This is a genomic window from Mycobacterium sp. 2YAF39 (assembly GCF_052114565.1).
Taxonomy (GTDB): domain Bacteria; phylum Actinomycetota; class Actinomycetes; order Mycobacteriales; family Mycobacteriaceae; genus Mycobacterium.
This window is the reverse complement of the sequence record NZ_JBFREZ010000005.1, coordinates 444,246-465,076: the sequence shown is the minus strand read 5'-3', so window position 1 is coordinate 465,076 and position 20,831 is coordinate 444,246. Positions and strand designations below refer to the sequence as shown.

18 protein-coding genes are annotated in these 20,831 nt (G+C 66.6%); 8 read left to right on the top strand and 10 right to left on the bottom strand.

What is annotated here, in order from left to right:
• Window positions 1-758: 758 nt before the first annotated feature.
• Window positions 759-1,064, top strand: a complete 306-nt coding sequence (locus AB4Z42_RS17675; RefSeq protein ID WP_442010486.1) for a GlsB/YeaQ/YmgE family stress response membrane protein — start codon at window positions 759-761, stop codon at window positions 1,062-1,064.
• Between the two features lie 30 nt (window positions 1,065-1,094).
• On the top strand, window positions 1,095-2,108 hold the full coding sequence (locus tag AB4Z42_RS17670; protein ID WP_442010516.1) for a zinc-binding alcohol dehydrogenase family protein: 1,014 nt from the start codon (window positions 1,095-1,097) through the stop codon (window positions 2,106-2,108).
• Here the strand turns inward: AB4Z42_RS17670 and AB4Z42_RS17665 are convergent.
• The gene (locus AB4Z42_RS17665) at window positions 2,105-2,587 is read right to left on the bottom strand and encodes a hypothetical protein (protein ID WP_442010485.1); all 483 of its coding nucleotides are present in this window, start codon (window positions 2,585-2,587) and stop codon (window positions 2,105-2,107) included. The genes AB4Z42_RS17670 and AB4Z42_RS17665 overlap by 4 nt on opposite strands.
• Before the next feature lie 121 nt (window positions 2,588-2,708).
• Between AB4Z42_RS17665 and AB4Z42_RS17660 the strand changes: the two genes are divergently transcribed.
• A complete protein-coding gene (locus AB4Z42_RS17660; RefSeq protein ID WP_442010484.1) occupies window positions 2,709-3,293 on the top strand; it encodes a CGNR zinc finger domain-containing protein in 585 nt (194 codons plus the stop codon).
• Between the two features lie 6 nt (window positions 3,294-3,299).
• Here the strand turns inward: AB4Z42_RS17660 and AB4Z42_RS17655 are convergent, their stop codons facing one another.
• Window positions 3,300-4,064, bottom strand: a complete 765-nt coding sequence (locus AB4Z42_RS17655) for a CPBP family intramembrane glutamic endopeptidase (RefSeq protein WP_442010483.1) — start codon at window positions 4,062-4,064, stop codon at window positions 3,300-3,302.
• A 170-nt stretch (window positions 4,065-4,234) separates the two neighbouring features.
• On the opposite strand from AB4Z42_RS17655, the gene AB4Z42_RS17650 reads away from it, so the two are divergent.
• Genes AB4Z42_RS17650 through AB4Z42_RS17635 form a run of 4 tightly spaced genes read left to right on the top strand, consistent with a single transcriptional unit; the run spans window position 4,235 to window position 11,410 of the window.
• Window positions 4,235-6,700, top strand: coding sequence for a phosphoketolase family protein (locus AB4Z42_RS17650; protein ID WP_442010482.1), 2,466 nt, complete (start codon window positions 4,235-4,237; stop codon window positions 6,698-6,700).
• A gap of 29 nt (window positions 6,701-6,729) precedes the next feature.
• Window positions 6,730-7,605: a TIGR03619 family F420-dependent LLM class oxidoreductase gene (locus AB4Z42_RS17645; protein WP_442010481.1), complete on the top strand. Its 876-nt coding sequence runs from the start codon at window positions 6,730-6,732 to the stop codon at window positions 7,603-7,605.
• Entirely contained in the window at window positions 7,578-9,947 is a 2,370-nt protein-coding gene (locus AB4Z42_RS17640) for a CoA transferase (RefSeq protein WP_442010480.1), read from the top strand. The genes AB4Z42_RS17645 and AB4Z42_RS17640 overlap by 28 nt, the downstream gene beginning before the upstream one ends.
• Window positions 9,947-11,410 carry an acetyl-CoA acetyltransferase gene (locus AB4Z42_RS17635; RefSeq protein WP_442010479.1) on the top strand — a complete coding sequence of 488 codons (1,464 nt, stop codon included), beginning with the start codon at window positions 9,947-9,949 and terminating at the stop codon, window positions 11,408-11,410. Before AB4Z42_RS17640 ends, AB4Z42_RS17635 begins: the two co-directional genes overlap by 1 nt.
• Before the next feature lie 2 nt (window positions 11,411-11,412).
• On the opposite strand, the gene AB4Z42_RS17630 is transcribed toward AB4Z42_RS17635, so the two are convergent.
• The 6 genes from AB4Z42_RS17630 to lon are packed head-to-tail and all read right to left on the bottom strand — an operon-like array spanning window position 11,413 to window position 17,485.
• Window positions 11,413-12,213 carry an SDR family NAD(P)-dependent oxidoreductase gene (locus AB4Z42_RS17630; RefSeq protein ID WP_442010478.1) on the bottom strand — a complete coding sequence of 267 codons (801 nt, stop codon included), beginning with the start codon at window positions 12,211-12,213 and terminating at the stop codon, window positions 11,413-11,415.
• A gap of 2 nt (window positions 12,214-12,215) precedes the next feature.
• Window positions 12,216-12,800, bottom strand: coding sequence for a hypothetical protein (locus AB4Z42_RS17625; RefSeq protein WP_442010477.1), 585 nt, complete (start codon window positions 12,798-12,800; stop codon window positions 12,216-12,218).
• Window positions 12,801-12,824: 24 nt separating this feature from the next.
• Window positions 12,825-14,030, bottom strand: a complete 1,206-nt coding sequence (locus AB4Z42_RS17620) for an NAD(P)/FAD-dependent oxidoreductase (protein ID WP_442010476.1) — start codon at window positions 14,028-14,030, stop codon at window positions 12,825-12,827.
• Between the two features lie 36 nt (window positions 14,031-14,066).
• Window positions 14,067-14,825 carry a DUF72 domain-containing protein gene (locus AB4Z42_RS17615; protein ID WP_442010475.1) on the bottom strand — a complete coding sequence of 253 codons (759 nt, stop codon included), beginning with the start codon at window positions 14,823-14,825 and terminating at the stop codon, window positions 14,067-14,069.
• Window positions 14,791-15,123: a TfoX/Sxy family protein gene (locus AB4Z42_RS17610; protein ID WP_442010474.1), complete on the bottom strand. Its 333-nt coding sequence runs from the start codon at window positions 15,121-15,123 to the stop codon at window positions 14,791-14,793. The genes AB4Z42_RS17615 and AB4Z42_RS17610 overlap by 35 nt, the downstream gene beginning before the upstream one ends.
• A 34-nt stretch (window positions 15,124-15,157) precedes the next feature.
• Window positions 15,158-17,485 carry an endopeptidase La gene (lon, locus tag AB4Z42_RS17605; protein ID WP_442010473.1) on the bottom strand — a complete coding sequence of 776 codons (2,328 nt, stop codon included), beginning with the start codon at window positions 17,483-17,485 and terminating at the stop codon, window positions 15,158-15,160.
• A 95-nt stretch (window positions 17,486-17,580) separates the two neighbouring features.
• On the opposite strand from lon, the gene AB4Z42_RS17600 reads away from it, so the two are divergent.
• The gene (locus AB4Z42_RS17600) at window positions 17,581-18,312 is read left to right on the top strand and encodes an SDR family oxidoreductase (protein ID WP_442010472.1); all 732 of its coding nucleotides are present in this window, start codon (window positions 17,581-17,583) and stop codon (window positions 18,310-18,312) included.
• A 64-nt stretch (window positions 18,313-18,376) separates the two neighbouring features.
• On the opposite strand, the gene AB4Z42_RS17595 is transcribed toward AB4Z42_RS17600, so the two are convergent.
• Both AB4Z42_RS17595 and AB4Z42_RS17590 read right to left on the bottom strand, forming a co-directional pair.
• On the bottom strand, window positions 18,377-19,372 hold the full coding sequence (locus AB4Z42_RS17595; protein ID WP_442010471.1) for an esterase family protein: 996 nt from the start codon (window positions 19,370-19,372) through the stop codon (window positions 18,377-18,379).
• Window positions 19,373-19,587: 215 nt separating this feature from the next.
• Window positions 19,588-20,820 carry an alpha-hydroxy acid oxidase gene (locus AB4Z42_RS17590; protein ID WP_442010470.1) on the bottom strand — a complete coding sequence of 411 codons (1,233 nt, stop codon included), beginning with the start codon at window positions 20,818-20,820 and terminating at the stop codon, window positions 19,588-19,590.
• Window positions 20,821-20,831: the final 11 nt, after the last annotated feature.

The following is a 20,831-nucleotide window of genomic DNA, read 5'->3' as shown; positions in this document are numbered from 1 at the left end:
CTGCCGCGCCTCCCGCACCGGCCGCACCTCCGCCGCCGCCGGGCGCGCCTGCCGCGGCTCCCGCACCGGGCGCACCTCCTGCCGCACCGGGCGTCGGAGTACCCGTACCGGTGGCACCGGAGGCAGCGCCGGGAATGCTCCCGCCGCCCTGACGGCGGGCCGCAGATCGGCGATCCCACAATCGACCTACGCCTTGGTCATTGTGCTGAATCGAATTGCCACGCGGCCTAGCATGAAGGGGTAAAGCTGAGGTCGGGGATCGCCGAGGGAGCCTCAGGTGGTGAAGTTGCATCGTCGTCTGACGATCAGTGTGGTCGGAGTTCTCGCGCCGCTCACTTTCGCGTCGCTTATTTCGATGGTGTCGCCGGCTGTCGGTGGCGCCACAGAGTGCGGCGCCGGCACTATCTTTGACGCTCCGTCGAACACATGCATCGCTGCCCCGCTTCCGCCTCCGCCGCCGCCGCCTCCGCCTCCGCCGCCGCCGCCGCCGGCATTCAACGGTGATCTGACGCCGTACTTCTCCGTGGGAATCTGCGCGCCAATTCCCTTCGTTTCGATCTGTACTGGAATCTGAATTCTGCGACACCATTTGCACAGCGGGTCTCGGCTCGGCGCCTTCGGCGGACCCGCGGTTCCTGCATTTCGGTGACAGCTGATCTTGACCTTGGTGGCCGCCGAATCGTTACCCACGTCCGGTATAGGTAGTGGTGGTCCAGCGGCCGCGCTGAGCCACGGCCAGTGATAGGCAGGAGATCCTGATGGACATCATGGCGGCTACCGAGTTCCTCGGAGAACGGTCCACGACGCTCACCAGCGTCGGCTGGATCGGTTACATCATCATCGGAGCGCTTGCCGGATGGATCGCCGGAAAGATCGTCAAGGGCGCCGGATCCGGCATTCTGATGAACATCGTGATCGGAATCATCGGCGCCTTGATCGGTGGCTTCCTTCTCAGCTTCTGGTTCGACACCGCCGAGGGCGGTTGGTGGTTCACCTTCTTCACCGCAATCCTCGGGTCGGTCATCCTGCTGTGGCTCGTCGGCCTGGTGCAGAAAAAGAGATAGCGTCACGATGGGGTGGTGAGCACCCCAACCATGCAGGCGTGGCGGGTCCGCCGGCCGGGTCCGATGAGCAGCCGGCCGCTGGAGCGCGTGACCGCCGACGTGCCGAAGCCCGCGACCGGTGAGCTTCTGGTCGCGGTACGGGCATGCGGCGTGTGCCGCACCGACCTTCATGTCGCCGAGGGGGACCTACCGGTACACCGGCGCGGAGTGATTCCGGGCCACGAGGTGGTCGCCGAGGTCATCGACGTGGGCCCCGAAAGCGCGCCAGGGGCAGGCGATGAGTTCGCGGTCGGCGATCGGGTCGGTATCGCGTGGCTGCGGCACACGTGTGGGCGGTGCAAGTTCTGCGAAAGCGGCAACGAGAACCTGTGCCCGGAATCTCTCTACACCGGCTGGGACGCCGACGGCGGATATGCCGAATTCGCCACTGTCCCAGCTGCATACGCGCATCATCTCCCGGAGGGGTACGCCGATGCGGAGCTGGCGCCACTGCTGTGCGCGGGCATCATCGGCTATCGCGCGCTGGTGCGTGCCGAACTGCCTGCCGGCGGGCGGCTGGGCATTTACGGATTCGGGGGAAGCGCGCATCTCACCGCGCAGGTGGCCCTTGCGCAGGGTGCCGAGGTACACGTGATGACGCGCGGAGACAAGGCGAAGGAGTTGGCGTTGGCGCTGGGCGCCGCGTCGGTGCAGGGCGCCTCCGACCGCCCGCCGGTGGCGCTTGATTCCGCGATTCTCTTCGCGCCCGTCGGCGATCTGGTGCTGCCCGCGATGGAGGCGCTGGACCGCGGTGGCACATTGGCCATCGCCGGCATCCACCTGTCCGATATTCCGCCGATGAACTACCAGCGTCACCTCTTTCAGGAGCGCCAGCTGCGGTCGGTGGCGTCGAACACCCGCGTCGACGCCCGCGAATTCCTCGCCTTCGCCGGCCGCCACCGTCTCGAGGTGACGAGTCCGCAGTACGCGATGGACAAGGCCGACGATGCGCTCGCCGACCTCGGCGCCGGGCGCATCTCCGGGGCAGCTGTGCTGATGGTCTAGAGCGCCGCCAGAGCAGCGCCGAGCCGGCCCATTAGGTCGCCACGTCCGTACCGGTAGAACGGTCCCGTCCCGTCACCGAGGATCAGGCGCAACCGCGCCATGCCGCGCGCGTTCACCGAGCGGGGTGAGTGCAGTCGCAATGTGACCGCGTCGATCAGCCCTTCGGCCGCCGTGATGTTCGCGGTGTGCAGCGGAATCCGCGACGAGAACAAAAGACTGCGGCCACGGGCGTCGGCCAGAGCGGTGCGCAGCGACCGTGCGATCGCCTCACGCTCGGCCGTCGACGTCAGGCGCGCCTCGTGGGCGGCGAGGGCACTGCCGGCGGGGGCGGGCACGCCGACCGCGATCAGCGGGTCGAGCCGGCCGGCCCGCACTCGTGCGATCAACCGTGCAGTCAGCGACGGCTGTCGACCCGCTTCAGGGTGGGCGGTTGTACGGATTGCGGAAAGAACGTCGGCTGGAAACTTGTTGTCAGCCATTGGATATCTACCTCTTCGCCGTGTTCGGCATTCGATTTCTTAGTGACCGTCTATCACGTTATACCGGTCATGCATGACTAGTCAAATTGATTTACCGGTCATGCGGGCATACCATCGTTTCATGGTTGCGGACGCGACGCGGTGGCTGGCCGACGAGGAATCCAAGCCGGCCCCCGGACCGCTGCTTCGGGTTCAAGCGCTGGTCAACACCGTCGAACTGCCCTCCGGCCCGGACCGACTCGCCGATCCCGACGACGCCTTGCCGTGGTTGGTCGACAACGGCCTGATCGCACCCGGCGCCGACCTGAATGACGCCGATCTGCAGGCGCTGCGGGATGTCCGCGAGGCGCTGCGGGCACTGTTGCTGCGCAATGGCGGTGGCCGATCGCCGACCGACGCCGAGTTGGCGCCGCTCCGGGCGATAGCGGCCCGGGGTGCGGCGCGCGCCGAATTCGACGCGGACGGTGTCGTGCACCTCGCCGCGGCGGGAAATTCTGTGGCCGAGCGCCTGGTCGAGCTGGTGCTGATATTGCGGGACGCGCAACGCGACGGCAGCTGGACGCGACTGAAGGTGTGCGCGAACGACGAATGCCGGTGGGCGTTCTACGACAGGTCCCGCAACCACGGCGGAACCTGGTGCGAGATGTCGGCGTGCGGAAACAAGCTCAAGAACCGTGAGTTCCGTGCGCGCCGTCGAAAGACTTAGGGTCGGTCAGGTCGACAGATGCCACACCAGGGCGGCGGCGAGCGCGCCCAGTCCGTTGAGTGACCAGTGCAACGCGATCGGCGCGATCAGGCTCCCACTGCGCCTGCGCAGCCAGGTGAAGACGAAGCCGGCGAAGGCCGTAGCCGCCACCGCAAGGACGACACCCGCGACAGTCCCGAGCAAGCCGCCGCCGAACAGCCGGGTGAAGCCGACGTTACTGCTGGTCAGACCCAGTGATGTCGCGATATGCCACAGGCCGAAGAGCAACGAACCGGCCGCCGCCACCCCACGCCATCCCCACGCGCGGTCCAGCGCGCCGTGCAGTACGCCGCGGAACGCCAGCTCCTCGGGAATCACCGTCTGCAGCGGGATGATGATCATCGACGCGAGTAGCGCACCGGAGATCGTCGCGTAGTTGTTGTTCATGAACATCGGCCGCGTCCACGGCATCAGCGCGCCGATAGCGATCACCGAGACCACCAGTGCGACGGCGGCAAGGGCGTAACCCGCGCCCGATTTCCAATGCTCCCGGCCAAGGCCCAGCTCGGTCCAGCCGAGGCCACGCGACCGTACGAGGAGAAGAAGACCGACGGCGGCTGCGGGCACCGTCGCGAAGCTGGCCCACGGGGTGGTGAAGTGCGCGATCAGATTGGTGAGCGCGAGCACCACGACGACGACGGCGATATCCACGTAGACGCGGAAGTGATGCAGTGCGGACAATTGCTCGATCAGCGGGTGCGGAGGCTCAGCTACCACGGCTTGATCGGACACGGGTAGCGATTCTACCGGCGTTCGCTGAGCGTCTCCTAAGACAGCGAAACCGTATCCCGACGACGGGGGTTGCCGGTCCGTGAACAAGTGCCAACCGTCGAGCACAACAAGGATGACAAGCGTTTGATGGGTACAGAACCCCGACCCCGATGCCGCAGGAGCACACCGCGATGACCACCGTGACGCACAACTGGCATTCCGCGGAACCTCACACCTTGAGCGATGAAATGCTCGCCCGGATCGACGGGTGGTGGCGCGCCGCCAACTACCTGTCCGTCGGACAGATCTACTTGCTGAACAACCCGCTGCTGGCGACACCGCTGTCGCGCGACGACGTCAAGCCTCGGCTGCTCGGTCACTGGGGGACCACGCCCGGGCTGAACTTCCTCTACGCGCATCTCAACAGGGTGATCGCCGAGCGCGGGCAGTCGACGCTCTACATCACCGGGCCGGGACACGGCGGCCCCGGGCTGGTCGCCAACGCCTACCTCGACGGCACCTATTCGGAGGTCTACTCCGACGTCACGCCGGACGCCGAGGGGATACGTCGGCTGTTCCGCCAGTTCTCGTTCCCAGGGGGGATCCCGTCGCACGTCGCTCCCGAAACACCGGGCTCCATCCACGAGGGCGGCGAACTGGGCTACGCCCTCTCGCACGCCTACGGGGCCGCGTTCGACAATCCGGACCTGTTGGTCGCTGCCGTCGTCGGCGACGGCGAGGCCGAGACCGGAGCGCTCGCCACGAGCTGGCACTCCAACAAGTTCACCAACCCCGCCAAGGACGGGGTGGTGCTGCCGATCCTTCATCTCAACGGGTACAAGATCGCGAATCCGACGGTCCTGGACCGCATCCCCACAGACGAGCTGCGCAGCCTCATGGTCGGCTACGGCCACAATCCGTATTTCTTCGAGGCGAGCGAGGACGACGACATCGCCGACGTCCACCGGCGGTTCGCCTCATTGCTCGACACGGTGCTGAACGAGATCTCGGACATCAAGGCCACAGCGGCCGCGCGTGACGAGAGGCGCCCGGCCTGGCCGATGATCGTGTTCCGCACCCCTAAGGGTTGGACGGGGCCGGACTACATCGACGGCAAGAAGACCACGGGATCGTGGCGCGCACACCAGGTTCCGCTCGCCAGCGCCCGTGACACCCCCGAACACCTCCAAGTGCTCGCCGACTGGCTGGCCTCATACCGGCCCGACGAACTGTTCACCGAGGACGGCAAGCTCGATCCCGCGATCGCGGAACTGGCTCCGCAGGGCACTTTGAGGATGAGTGACAACCCGCACGCAAACGGCGGGGTTCTGCTCAAGGATCTGCGGCTTCCCGACTTCCGGAAGTACGCGGTGAGCGTTCCCGTCCCGGGCGCGACCGTCGCCGAGGCGACCAAGGTGCTCGGCGAGTGGCTGACCGAAGTGATTCGGCTCAATCCCGACAATTTCCGGATCTTCGGTCCCGACGAGACCGCATCGAACCGCCTTCAGCCGGTCTTCGAGGCGACCGCCAAACAGTGGAACGCCGAATTCGTGGGGCCGGAGGTGGATGAGCATCTCGCCCGCGCAGGGCGCGTCGTCGAGATGCTGTCCGAACACCAGTGCCAGGGTTGGCTGGAAGGCTATCTACTCACCGGCAGACACGGTCTGTTCAACTGCTACGAGGCGTTCATCCACATCGTCGACTCGATGGTCAACCAGCACGCCAAGTGGCTCAAGGTCACCAACCACATCCCGTGGCGGCGGCCGATCGCGAGCCTGAATTATCTTCTGTCGAGCCATGTTTGGCGTCAGGACCACAACGGCTTCAGCCACCAGGATCCCGGCTTCATCGACCACGTCGTGAACAAGAGTGCGGAGATCGTCAGGGTCTACCTGCCGCCGGACGCGAACACCCTGCTGTCCACATACGATCACTGTCTGCGCTCGCGCCAGTACGTGAATGTGGTGGTGGCGGGCAAGCAGCCGCACCCCAACTTCCTCACGATGGACGAGGCGATCGCCCACTGCACGAGAGGGCTGGGCATCTGGGAGTGGGCGGGCACCGAGGAGCTCGGCAGCGACCCCGATGTCGTCATCGCGACCGCGGGCGACGTGCCGACTCTCGAGGGCCTCGCGGCCGTGGACCTGCTCCGGCAGCACCTGCCCGAGCTGAAAGTTCGCTTCGTCAACGTCGTCGATCTGATGCGTCTGCAGGACGAGACGGAGCACCCGCACGGGTTGTCCAACCGCGAATTCGACATGATCTTCACGCGCGACAAGCCGGTGATCTTCGCCTATCACGGCTATCCGTGGCTGATCCATCGACTCATTTACCGGCGCACCGGAGCCATCAACGTCCACGTACGAGGTTATAAGGAAGAAGGCACCACCACCACTCCGTTCGACATGGTCATGCTCAACGACCTCGACCGGTTCCACTTGGTGATCGACGTCATCGACCGGGTTCCGTCCCTTCAGTCGCGGTACGCGACGCTGCGCCAGCGAATGGGGGACATGAGGATCACCGCCCGCGAATACACCCGTGAGCACGGCGACGATCTCCCAGAGGTGCGCAACTGGGTATGGCCCGACGCGCGGGGTTTAACCGGGCACAGCGATGTCGCCGCGACCGCGGCAACCGGAGGCGACAACGAGTAGTCGGTCCCGCGCGCATTACCCTGACGGTCGTGCTGGGATTCGCAGTGCCTCAATTCGGCGAGGCCGCCTACGCTGAGCTGGCCCGCTTCGCCTCGACCGCCGAGGAACTCGGCGCCGACAGCCTCTGGGTCGGGGACCGGCTGCTGGCCGCCGTGCAACCCACCGTCGGATATGCGGGCCAGGACACGATCCCCGAGCGCTTCCGCACCTGTCTCGACCCGTTCATCGCCCTGGCGGTCGCCGCGACCGCGACGACGCGGGTCGGCCTTGGCAGCAGCGTCTTCGTCGCGCCGTGGTATCCGCCGGTTCAGCTTGCCCGCCAATTGACCAGCATTGACGTGGTCAGCGGCGGCCGCCTGCTGCCCGGATTCGGCGTCGGCTGGTCTCCGGAGGAGTACCAGGCCGCCGGTGCGCCTTTTCGCCGGCGCGGTGCACAGCTCGACGAACTCCTGGATGCGCTCGACACCCTGTGGACCGCGAATCCCGTTGCGCACCAAGGAGACCGTTGGTCCATCCCACAATCATGGGTGAACCTCAAACCGGCGCAGGAGCCGCGACCGCCGATCTACCTCGGCGCGTTCACTCCGGCCGGCCTCGAGCGGGTGGGCAGGCGCGCCGACGGCTGGACCGGCGTGGTGCAGGTACCCGCCGGCGTCAACGTCGACATGCTCAGCCTGCAACGCAAGGCCATCGACGACGCCGCCCGCGCTGCGGGACGCGATCCGTCGGCGATTCACAGCTATATCCGGATCAATGTCGCCGAGAACACGCCCGTCGAGCAGGTGGCCGAGGCGGTGAAGGTGCTGGCCGACAACGGTTATTCCGACGTGTTCGTCGACCTGCTGTACGTCGCCACCACCACCGACGACCATCTGGAATGGGTGGAACGGCTACTGGCACCGTGACCGAAGGACTCTTGGCGTTCGTACGCGTGCTGGACCTGGGCGGTGCGTCATCCGACGGCGTCGGCCGCCTGTTCGCGGACCTGGGCGCCGACGTGTTGAAAATCGAGCCCCCCGGTGGCAGCGACTCCCGGCACGCACGCCCGGGCGTCGGGGGCGCAAGCATCTCCTTCGCCGTGCAGAACGCCAACAAGCGCAGCGCGGTCCTCGATCCCGGCAACGCCGCAGACCGGCGGCGACTGATCGAGTTGGCAGGTGCGGCCGACATCGTCGTCGACAGCGGCGACCCCGGAGCCGCCGCGGCGTTCGGAACGTCGTGCGCCGACCTCGCCGCCCAGTTCGGACACCTGGTGGCGTTGTCTGTCACCGACTTCGGCGCCACCGGTCCCCATCGTGGCTGGCAGGCCACCGACGCTGTGCTGTACGCGATGTCGACCGCACTGTCGCGGACCGGTCCCACGACGGGTAGGCCGGTTCTGCCGCCCGACGGAGTCGCGTCGGGAACGGCTGCCGCGCAGGCCGCCTGGGCGGCGCTGGCCGCCTTCTACCGCCGATTGCGTGACGGCAGAGGGGATTACATCGACTTCTCGCGCTTCGAGGCCGTATTGCAGTCGCTCGATCCGCCCTTCGGCTCGGAGGGCCAAGCCGCTGTCGGCCTGAAGTCTGCGGGTCAGCTCTGGCGGGGCAGGCCGCGCAATCAGCAGATCTATCCGATCTTCGGATGCAAGGACGGACACGTTCGCATCTGCCTCCTCTCACCGCGGCAGTGGCGCGGAATGTGGGGCTGGCTGGGTGAACCCGAGCAGTTCGCCGACCCCAAGTTCGACACCATCGCCGCGCGCTACGCCGCATCCCGCGAACTCAACGCCGCGATCGCCGAGTTCTTCGCATCGCAGACCATGGACACGCTGGCCGCGGGCGGACAAGCACGAGGAGTGCCCGTCGCCGCCGTTCACACGGCGGCAGAGACCCTGGTGTCCGATCACTTTCGCGCGGTGGGCGCATTGACCGACGTGACCATCGCCGATGACGTGACCGTGACCGTGCCGGTCGGCCCGGTCATCGTCAACGGCCGCCATGCCGGCTTGGTACACCCTGCACCAGAAGCAGGTGCCGACGACGCCCTCTGGGCCGCAGGGCCGTTACGCGTCGAGACCGGCGACGCGACTGTCCGTCGACCCTTCGACGGCCTGCGTATCCTCGACCTCGGCGTGATCGTGGCAGGCGGCGAACTGGGCCGTCTCTTCGCCGACCTGGGTGCGGAGGTGATCAAGGTCGAAAGCGCCGCCTATCCCGACGGCCTTCGCCAGACAGCGCCCGGGATGACGATGAGCCGGTCGTGGGCGTTGACGCACCGAAACGAGATAAGCCTTGGGCTCGACCTCAGGCACCCCGACGGTGCCGCGCTCTTCTGCCGTCTCGTCGCGGAGGCGGACGCCGTCTTCGCGAACTTCAAACCGGGAACGCTTGACTCGCTGGGCTTTTCGTATGAGCGACTTCGGCAGCTCAACCGGCGCATCGTACTTGCCGAGAGCAGCGCGTATGGGCCGACGGGTCCGTGGAGTGACCGCATGGGCTACGGGCCGCTGGTGCGCGCGGCGACGGGCGTCACCTCGCTGTGGACTTCGGCGGATGCCGAACCGGGCAGCTTCTTCGATGCGACGACGGTCTTCCCGGACCACGTGGCCGCCAGGCTCACGGCGGTCGCGGCGCTGGCCGCGATGATCCGGCGGGAAGACACCGGAACCGGTGCGCACGTGCACATCCCGCAGGCCGAGGCGGCCGTCAACCAGCTCACCACCGCGTACGTCGCCGAAGCCGCACGCACGGCGGGCCTGCCGATCGTCGATGATGAGGCGATCCACGGCGTCTACCCGTGCGCGGGCGACGATGAATGGTGCGTCATCTCCGTTCGCTCCGCGACCGACCGCACGGCCCTCTCGGCGGTCATGGGTGGTGATGATCTTCCTTCCGCGCGGACGGCCTTCATCGCCGCCGTATCGGAATGGACGAGCCGCAAGGACAAGGCGGACATCACTGAGATACTGCAGCGGGCAGGTGTTCCCGCCGCACCGATGAACCGGGCGGTGGAAGTGCCGGCCGATCCGCAGGTGGTCTCCCGGACGTTGTACGCCGAGATGACGCATCCGTTGTTCGACGCGCCGATGCTCAGCGAAACGGGACCCGCGCCCTATACGCACATTCCTGTCGCGGAACTCCGGCCCGCCCCGACGCCGGGGGAGCAGACCCGACAGATCTGCCACGAGGTGCTCGGATTGAGCGCCGACGAAACCGAGCGGCTCATCGCCGACGGCGTACTTTTCACTCAACAAGGGAGCCCATGATGGATCCGCGGACACCCGTACTGATCGGCTACGGCCAGGTCAACCAGCACGACGAGAGCCCTGCAGTGGAACCGGTGGACCTGATGGTGTCGGCCGCCCGCGCCGCCGCCGACCCGCGCGTGCTGGAGGCCGTCGACTCCGTCCGCGTCGTGAACCTGCTGTCCTGGCGGTACCGTGATCCGGGACTGCTTCTGGCGCAACGTATCCGGGCCGACAGTGCAGCCACCCGCTACACCGGTATCGGCGGCAACGTCCCGCAGACGTTGGTGAACAAGGCATGCCTGGACATCCAGGCAGGCCGATCCGACGTCGTGCTGATCGCGGGAGCCGAGACATGGCGGACTCGTTCACGACTGCGCAAGGCTGGAGCCAAACCTGACTGGACAAGCCAGGACGACTCCGTGCCGATCGCCGAAGGCTCCGACGAAGGCATCGAACTCGCAGGCCCGTCGGACCTTCGCATCAAGCTGGACCGCCCCGCGTATGTCTATCCGATGTTCGAGCAGGCGCTGCGGATCGCGGCGGGCGAATCCCCTGATGAGCACCGCCGCCGCATCGGCGAACTGTGGTCGCAGTTCAGCGCGGTCGCGGCGACGAATCCGCACGCTTGGAGTCGAGAGCCGTTGTCAGGCAACGATATCGCCGAGCCAGGGCCGAATAACCGGATGGTCAGCTGGCCGTACACGAAGCTGATGAACTCGAACAACATGGTGGACCAGGGTGCAGCGCTGGTGCTGACATCGGTGGACAAGGCGACGTACCTCCAGATCCCGCGGGACCGGTGGGTCTTCCCATATGCCGGCACCGACGCCCACGACACCTATGCGATCAGTGATCGCGACCAGTTGCACACGTCACCCGCCATCCGGATCGCGGGCCGGCGTGCGCTGGAGCTGGCGGACGCTGGGATCGACGACATGGCGCTGATCGACCTGTACTCGTGCTTCCCGTCCGCTGTCCAGGTCGCCGCCAACGAACTCGGTCTGCCGGTCGGCGACAAATCCCGGCCGCTGACCGTGACGGGAGGGCTCACGTTCGCGGGCGGCCCGTGGAACAACTATGTGACACATTCGATCGCGACCATGGCCGAACGCCTGGTCGCGGATCCGGGCAGTCGCGGACTGATCACCGCCAACGGCGGATACCTCACCAAGCACAGTTTCGGTGTGTACGGAACGGAACCACCGAGCCACGAATTCCGTTGGGAAGAGCTACAATCCGAGGTCGACCGCGAACCCACGCGCGAGGCGGTCGTCGAGTGGTCGGGGGTGGGCACCGTCGAATCGTGGACGACACCGTTCGACAGGAACGGCTCGCCGGAGAAGGCGTTCCTCGCCGTCCGCACACCCGAGGATGCACGGGCGCTCGCGGTGATCCACGACGACGTCGAAGCGACGGTCCGCGAGGACATCGCCGGGGCGAAGGTTCAGGTCAACGAGGACGGCACCGCGACGCTGTTGTGAGCTCAGTCGAGGTCGGCGAGAAGGGTCTCGACGCGCTGCCTGGCCACGGCGTCGGCGCCGGGTCCGACGATCGCGTGCACACGGTCCGACTCCACGGCCTCGATTGCCGCTTGCGCCACGATGGCCGGGCTGATCGCGCCCTGCATCGCGCCGGGGTCGCCATCGGCGGGAGTGGCGGCGGCGCCCTGCGGTGCGAGCGCCGCCGAGTTCTGTCCCAACGGCGTGTCCACCAATCCCGGGCACAACACGGTCGCGCCCAAATGCTCTGACACCGATTTCAATTCGGCGTTCAGCGTTTCCGTCAGCCCGACCACCGCGTGCATGGTCGCGTTGTACGGCGCGAGCATGGGCAGCAGCATCAAACCGCCTGCGGAGGCCGTGTTGAGAAAATGTCCCGAGCCCGCAGCGATGAACAGCGGCGCGAACGTCCGCACTCCGTGCACGACGCCCATCAGCTTCACGTCGGTCAGCCATCGCCACGTTTCCAGTCGCTGCTCCCACATCGGGGCCAGTTCGCACACCACGCCCGCGTTGTTGCACACGAGGTCCACCCGGCCGAATCGTTCGATGGTCTCGTCGGCAAGTGCGTCCACGTCTGCGTCGATGCTGACGTCGGCATGCACACCGACAACTCGGCCGCCGCGGTGCGCCGACAGCGCGTCGACGGCGGCGGGGATCGCGTCCTCGCGCACATCGGCGATCATGACGTCGACCCCGCGGCGCACCAGCACCGCTGACAATGCAAAGCCGATGCCGCTGGTGCCGCCAGTCACCACGGCGACCTGTCCCGCTTCGATTCGCATGGCTACGGGGCCTCCATCGGCACGTCGGTGTACGACGGCGTGAAGCCGTCGGTGGAGAAGGTGAAGCCCTTGCCGCTGAATTCGCTAAGGCACGACACACCCGTGGTCTCCTGCACGTTGCAACGAAATCCCGCCGAGGCAAGAATTCTGTTGAACGGCAAGACCTTTGCGGGTCCGGGGTCGAGGGAGAACTCGGGATTAGCGAGCGCGACGAACTGGGCGTCACCGTCGCGGGGGATGAGAAGCGCGTTCGGCGGGGTGGCCGCCCCGGTGACGTCGGGCACCGAGTCCGGCTCGCCCGCGATGCCCATCGCGGACGGCCAGTCCGTGGCGGACTGACATCCGACCTTCACGCGCGGGATGATCGCACATGTCCATGCGCCGCTGGGGGAGGTGAAGTAGTAGCTTGTCCCGGCGGGCGGATAGGCGACGTAGTCGAAGGCGTTCGCGAGGTGGGCATTGCTGGGCGGCGGCGCGGGGGGCGGCGCAGGCGCGCCGGTCGGACTCGGTGTGTGCGCCTCATCGGTGTTGGTGATCGGACCCGACGAGCAGCCCGCACCGAGCAGGACAACCGCTGCGAGAGCCACGGCGTGTGTTTTGTGCACGTTCACCTATGCGCCGACGAGCTGGTCCGGGTCGACCTGCCCGCGTGATCGGATCAGCGATTTGATGTCGTCGAGTCCTTCCCAGATGTTGACGTTCATCCCTGCGAGGACGCGGTTGTCGCCGTCCAGGTAGAACGCCGTGAACTCGCGGCCTGTCACATCGCCGCGGAACAGCACCCGGTCGTAGTCGGGAGCATGCCCGACGTATTCGATGCCGAGGTCGTACTGATCGGTGAAGAAGTAGGGCAGTTCGGTGTACTCCTGCGGCTTGCCGAGCATCCCCGCGGCCGCGGTGGTGGGCTGTTTGAGCGCATTCGCCCAATGCTCGGTGCGTATCCGTGTGCCGAACAGCGGATGCTCGGCCGCGGCGATGTCGCCGACCGCGAAGATGTCGGGGTCGCTGGTGCGCAGCGACGCATCGACGAGCACTCCACCATTCCCGGTGGCCAGACCGGCGCGCTCGGCCAGTCCGATGTTGGCGGCGGCACCGACGGCCACCAGAACTGCATCGGCGGCGACCGTTGAGCCGTCGCCGAGCTTCAGCCCGGTCGCCCTGTCGCCGGATGTGGTGACCTCGTCGACCGTCGTACTGAGCCGAAGGTCCACGCCGTGCTCTCGGTGCAGCGCGGCGAAAACCTCACCGGCCTCGCGGCCGAGGGCGCCCATCAACGGCAGTTCCGCTGTTTCAACGACCGTGACAGACACACCGCGTTCCCGAGCGCCTGCGGCGACTTCGAGACCGATCCATCCCGCGCCGACGATGGCAAGTGAAGCACCCTCTGTGAGAAGAGAATTCAGAGTTTCCGCATCGTCGATGGTGCGTAGATAGTGCACGCCGTCGGCGTCCGCGCCGGGTATCGGTGGCCGGCGCGGACTGGACCCGGTCGCCAGGAGGAGCTTGTCGTAGCTCGCGGTGGTGCCGTCGGGCAGCGTCAGGGTGTGGGCCGCGGCGTCGACCGCGGATATCTCGGTACCCAGCTGCAGGTCGACATGGTGGTCGCGGTACCAGGCGGACGAGGCGGCCGTGAATTCTGCGAGTTGCTTCTTGCCGAGCAGAAAATCCTTCGACAGCGGAGGACGTTCGTAGGGCAGGTGCTCCTCGGCGGCATACAGCACGATGTGCCCGTCGAAATCCTTGTCACGCAATGCTTCTGCGGCCTTGGCCCCGGCCAGGCCGCCGCCCACGATGGCGAATGTCGACGACGTTGTCATGGCACCCGAGCTTACTCGCGACGAGGTACGCCGGGGTCAGGCCAACAGCTCCTTGAGTTTTCGCGCGTTGTGGATGGCGTGTCCGCCCAGGTCATTGTTGAAGTAGACCAGCACCCGCCTGCCCTCATCGCGCCAACCGGACGCCATCGCGGCCCATTCGCTCAGCTCGTCGTCGGTGTAGGAACCCGCATAGAGCGATGCCTGCGGCGGACCATGCAGGCGGATGTAGACGAGATCGCCGGTCGCCCGCGGAACGCACGTCATCCCGGCGCCGCTCATCACCACATATGCGGCGTTGTGTCGTTCGAGGATGGCGTAGACGGCATCGTCGTCCCAGGACGGATGACGCAACTCCATGGCCACCGCAATCCGGTCGGGCATCAGTGTGAGGAAATGATCAAGCCGCTCGTCGTTGCGCTCCATGTCGGGATGCAGCTGTACGAGCAGAGCCTCCCGCCTTTCGCCGAGCGCGGTCCAGCTGCGCTCGAACCTCTCCACCCACGGTTGCGGGTCACGCAGTCTGCGGTAGTGGGTGAGTCCGCGCTGGGCCTTGACCGTCATGGTGAAGCCGTCGGGCAACCGGTTGCGCCAGCCCTCGAAGGTGCTGTCCTTCGGCCATCGATAGAAGCTGGCGTTCAGCTCGACCGTGTCGAATTCCTCGACGTATCTCGCCAGCCGCTTGGCCACCGGAAGTTTCGGCGGATACAGGACGCCCGTCCAGTGGTCGTAGGACCATCCGGACGTGCCGATGCGAATTTCGTCACTTCGGCGGGAGGCTTTTGGCGTAGTCGACACCCCGGGTCACCCAGCCCTGTAGCTGGCGTTTGGTCTTGACACCCGCTACGGATACCCGCAACCAGCCGCGGGTCTCGCGTCCCGCCATCACCATCGGCTCGACGTGCTCACGGGAGAGCAGCTTGGCTGTCTCATCGGGTGGCACGCGGACCATCAAGCCGCCCTGACCGCTGACGCACACAGACATGTTGCCGTTGAGCAGGAACGCCAGGCCGCCGAACATCCGCTTCTCCTCGACGCCACGCTGGGCGCCGAGGAGTTCGCGGATGCGGTCAGCCAGGTCTTCGTCATAGGCCATGCCTCGACGGTAAACCCGGCGACCGACACACGGGTCAGGCCGCGACGGTCGCGGCGTCGGCCGCCGCAGGCTCCAGCGCCAGCGCGATGATGTCCGCGACGTCGACCATCGGCTTGACCTCCAGCGCCTCGAGCACGTCGGCCGGGACGTCGTCCAGGTCGGCCTCGTTGCGTTGGGGGATGAAGACCGTTGACAGGCCAGCCCTCTGCGCGGCCAGCAGCTTCTGCTTGACCCCGCCGATCGGCAGCACGCGGCCGTTGAGTGTCACCTCACCGGTCATGCCGACATCTGAGCGAACCTGCCGTCCGGTGGCCATCGACACCAGCGCCGTCACCATCGTCACGCCGGCCGACGGGCCGTCCTTGGGCACCGCGCCCGCGGGCACGTGCACGTGGATCCGGCGGTCCAGGGACTTCGGGTCGACGCCCAGCTGCGTGGCGTGCGCACGCACGTAGGACAGCGCGATCTGCGCCGACTCCTTCATGACGTCGCCGAGTTGACCGGTCAGCTGCAGTCCGGCTTCACCGTCGGTCGCGCCGGCCTCGATGTAGAGCACATCGCCGCCGAGACCCGTCACGGCCAGCCCGGTGGCCACGCCCGGCACCGCCGTGCGTTCCGCCGATTCCGGAATGAACCGCGGACGGCCCAGGTAGTCAGCGAGTTCGGGTTCGTCGATGGTCAACGGGGACTGGTCGGCGGCCAACTTGGTCGTGGCCTTGCGCAATGCCTTGGCCAGCAGCCGTTCGAACTGCCGCACACCGGGCTCGCGGGTGTAGTCGGCCGCGATCTTGCGCAGCGCGTCCTCGGTCACCGTCACCTCGGCCTCGGTCAGCGCCGCACGCTCGCGCTGCCGGGGCAGCAGGAAGTCCCGTGCGATGGCGACCTTGTCGTCCTCGGTGTACCCGTCGATCTGGATCAGCTCCATGCGGTCCAGCAGCGCCGACGGGATGTTCTCGATCACGTTGGCCGTCGCAAGGAACACGACGTCGGACAGGTCCAGATCCAGCTCCAGGTAGTGGTCGCGGAACGTGTGATTCTGCGCCGGGTCGAGCACCTCGAGCAGCGCGGCAGACGGATCGCCGCGGTAGTCGGAGCCGACCTTGTCTATCTCGTCGAGGAGCACGACGGGATTCATCGATCCCGCCTCGCCGATCGCGCGCACGATGCGGCCGGGCAGCGCACCGACATAGGTGCGACGGTGACCACGGATCTCGGCCTCGTCGCGCACGCCACCGAGGGCGACGCGAACGAACTTACGGCCCAATGCCCGAGCCACGCTCTCACCGAGCGATGTCTTGCCGACACCGGGAGGGCCTGCCAACGCCATGACAGCGCCGGAGCCGCGGCCGCCGACAACCTGCAACCCGCGTTCGGCCCGACGCGCCCGCACCGCCAGGTACTCGACGATGCGGTCCTTCACGTCGTCCAGCCCGTGGTGGTCGGCGTCAAGGATTTCGCGAGCCGACTTCAGGTCGGTCGAGTCCTCGGTGGTGACGTTCCACGGCAGGTCCAAGACGGTGTCCAGCCACGTACGGATCCAGCCGCCCTCGGGGCTCTGCTCGCTGGAGCGTTCCAGCTTGCCGACCTCGCGCAGTGCGGCCTCGCGGACCTTGTCCGGTAGATCGGCGGCCTCGACGCGGGCCCGGTAATCCTCGGACCCGTCGGGCTCACCTTCGCCCAGCTCCTTGCGAATCGCGGCGAGTTGCTGACGCAGCAGGAATTCCTTCTGCGTCTTCTCCATGCCTTCGCGGACGTCGTCGGCGATCTTGTCGGTGACCTCGACCTCGGCCAGGTGGTCGCCGGTCCAGTCGATGAGCAGCTTGAGGCGTTCGCTCACGTCGGGGGTCTCCAACAGCTGCCGCTTCTGCACCTGCGTCAGGTACGACGCGTAACCGGCCGTGTCCGCAAGCGCGGACGGGTCGGTCAGCTGGTTGACGAAGTCGATGATCTGCCAGGCCTCACGGCGCTGCAGCATCGCCAGCAGCAGCTTCTTGTACTCGGCGGCCTGGGTGCGGACCTCGTCGGTCGGGTCGACTTCTTCGACCTCGGTCACCTCCACCCACAACGCGGCACCGGGGCCGTTGCCACCCGCGCCGATGTGAGCGCGCTTGGTGCCGCGCACGACCGCTGCGGTCCCGTTGCCGCCTGCGATGCGGCCGACCTGCACGATCGTGGCGAGCACGCCGTACGAGGCGTATCGGTCCTCCAGACGGGGAGCGATGAGCAGCTCACCGGATTCGGTGGCCTGTGCCGCGTCGACGGCGGCACGGGCCGCGTCGTCCAGCTCGATCGGCACCACCATGCCGGGCAGCACGATCGATTCGCTCAGAAACAACACCGGCACCGATTTGGCTTCAGCCATGGTTCCTCCAAAGTTCAGTCAGATCGACTCAACCTTGGGGCCGCCCCCTTTGTTCCCGGCTCGATGCGCGTTCGCTGTGCGAATAGTGTCCGGGCATGGACGACACGCGCAAAGTCATCGCGATCACAGGCGCAAGCAGCGGTATCGGGGAAGCCACCGCCCGGCTACTCGGGTCCGGCGGCGCCGCTCTGGTCCTTGGCGCCCGCCGTAAAGAGCGCCTCGAAAAGATCGCGGGCGACCTCGACGGGGTCGACGTCGTCACCGTCACGACCGACGTGACCCGCCGCGACGATCTCGACCGGCTGGTCAGCACCGCCGTCGACAGGTTCGGTCGGCTCGACGTGCTGGTGAGCAACGCGGGCATCAGCCGTCTCGGTGCGCTCGCCGAGGGTGATGTCGCGGGCTGGTCGGCCATGATCGACGTCAACGTGAACGGGGTGCTGAACGGCATCGCCGCCGCGATGCCGGTTTTCACGCGCCAGGGTAGGGGGCACTTCGTGACGACGGTGTCGACGGCCGGGATGAAGATCACGCCGACCATGGGCATCTACGCCGCAACCAAGAACGCTGTCCGCACGGTGATGGAAACGCTTCGGCAGGAGTCCACCGACGGCGTCATCCGGACCACGTCGATCAACCCGGGGTTCGTCTCGACCGAACTCGGAAACAGCATCGACGCCCCGCAGATCCGGGCCGCGATACAGAGCAATATGGACGCCTTCGGACTGGCGCCGGAAGCTGTCGCCCGGGCGATCGCGTTCGCCATCGAACAACCCCACGACGTCGAGATCGGCGAGATCACGATCCGGCCCACCGTTCAGGACTGATCCAACAATGACAGAGAGCCTGCCGTCGGGGGGTACGGCAGGCTCTCTGTTTTGTGGGTGGAACTCAGGTTGTCGCTTGAGCCCCCAGCACCCGCTGGATATCGGGCTTCATCATCTCCAGCTGCTGACCCCAGTAGCCCCAGCTGTGCGTGCCCTGCTGCGGGAAGTTGAACACACCGTTGGTGCCACCGGCGGCGACGTAGTTGTCCTTGAAGCTGACGTTGGTGCGCAACGTCAGGCCCTCGAGGAACTGCGCGGCCATCAGGTTGCCACCGCCACCGGAGGTGTCCAGATCCGACGGAGTGCCCGACCCGCAGTAGATCCAGACGCGGGTGTTGTTGGCCACCAGCTGATTGATGTTGACCATCGGGTCGTTGCGCTTCCATGCCGGGTCAGAAGACGGACCCCACATGCTCTCGGCGTTGTAGCCGCCTGCGTCGTTCATCGCGAGTCCGATCAGCATCGGCCACCAACCCTCGGAGGGGTTCAGGAAGCCTGACAGTGAAGCGGCGTAGATGAACTTCTGCGGGTTGTAGATCGCGTAGTTCAGCGCCGCGGCGCCGGCCATCGAAATACCGACCACGGCGTTGCCGAGCTGCGACACGCCCTTGTTGGCTTCCAGCCACGCGGGAAGCTCCTGCGTCAGGAAGGTCTCCCACTTGTACGTGTAGTCCTGGCCGTTGCCCCGCGACGGCTGGTACCAGTCGGTGTAGAAGCTCGACATGCCGCCGACGGGCATGACCGTCGACAACCCCGACCCGTAGTACCACTCGAACGCCGGGGTGTTGATGTCCCAGCCGTTGAAGTCGTCCTGCGCGCGCAGACCGTCGAGCAGATACACAGCGTGCGGACCGCCGCCCTGGAATTGAATCTTGATGTTGCGGTTCATCGATGGAGAGAACACATCTAGATACTCGACGGGCAGACCCGGCCGGGAAAACGCACCAGCAGTCGCCGAACCCCCGACGAAGCCGATCAGGCCGGGCAGCGTCGCCGCTGCAACGGCGCTAGCCGCCAGCCGGCGCAACCACTTACCTCGAAACCTCTCTTTGAACTTCATAACGGCAACCAACCCACCTTTCATCACCTGGCGCAAAACATTTGCCGTTGCTCTGCCTGCGTAATGAAACACGTGGATCGGGCGACTCCCCGTGCTCAACACCCGGTTGCGATATCGCGGTTGGCTAACGATTCCGACTCGGCGAGGACTCACCGACCACGAATTTCCGATGTGACCAGTGTGAACGATGTGACTCGAGTGAAATACCGCGGCCGCTAGGACACGCCGGGTGCGAGCCTGCGCAGCTGTGTCACGTGTCGCGGCTCCAATTCCTCCAGCGACGTCACCCCGAGCAGCCGCATCGTGCGGCTGACCTGCCCCGACAGGATCTCGATTGCGCGATCGACACCCGCCTCGCCACCCGCCATCAGCCCATACAGGTACGCGCGGCCCACCAATGTGAACCGCGCTCCCAGTGCAATGGCGGCCACGACATCCGCGCCGGACATGATGCCCGTGTCCAGCAAAACCTCGGTATCGCGTCCGAGTTCTGTGGCGACGCGTGGCAGCAGGTGGAACGGCACCGGGGCACGGTCCAGTTGGCGGCCGCCGTGATTGGACAGCACGATGCCGTCGACGCCGAGGTCGACAACGGATTTCGCGTCTTCGAGGGTCTGAATTCCCTTGACCACCAAATTGTTCGGCCACTGCGACTTGATCCACGCCAGGTCGTCGAACGTCACGGTCGGGTCGAACATGGTGTCCAGATACTCGGCGACGGTGCCGGGCCACCGGTCCAGCGACGCGAACGACAGCGGCTCGGTGCTCAACAGGTCGAACCACCAGCGGGGGTGCGGCACCGCGTCGAGTACGGTGCGCAGCGTCAACGCCGGCGGAATCGACATTCCGTTGCGGGTGTCGCGCAGGCGCGCTCCGGCGACCGGCACGTCGACGGTGACCAGCAGAGTGTCGAATCCCGCGGCGGACGCCCGCTCGACCAGTGCCATCGACCGGTCCCGGTCTTTCCACATGTACAGCTGAAACCAGTTGCGGCCATGCGGGTTTGCGGCCTTGACATCTTCGATGGAGGTCGTGCCCAGCGTGGACAGCGAGAACGGGATGCCCGCGCGGGCGGCGGCGTGTGCGCCCGCGATCTCGCCTTCGGTTTGCATCAACCGGGTGAACCCGGTCGGCGCGATGCCGAACGGCAGGGCCACCCGATCCCCAAGCACGGTGGCGCCCGTGTCGACCTTGGCGACATCGCGCAGGATCGTCGGGTGGAATTCGATGTCGCGGAACGCCTGCCGCGCCCGCGCCAACGACAACTCCTCTTCGGCGGCACCATCGGTGTAGTCGAACGCTGCCTTGGGTGTGCGGCGTTTGGCGACGCGGCGCAAATCTTCGATCGTCAGCGCGGTGTCGAGCCGACGACGTTTGAGGCTCAGTTGCGGCGTGCGGAACTGCAATAGGGCCGCCAGTTCCTGTGGTCGGGGCAGGCGGCGTTTCATCGCTGTTGCGC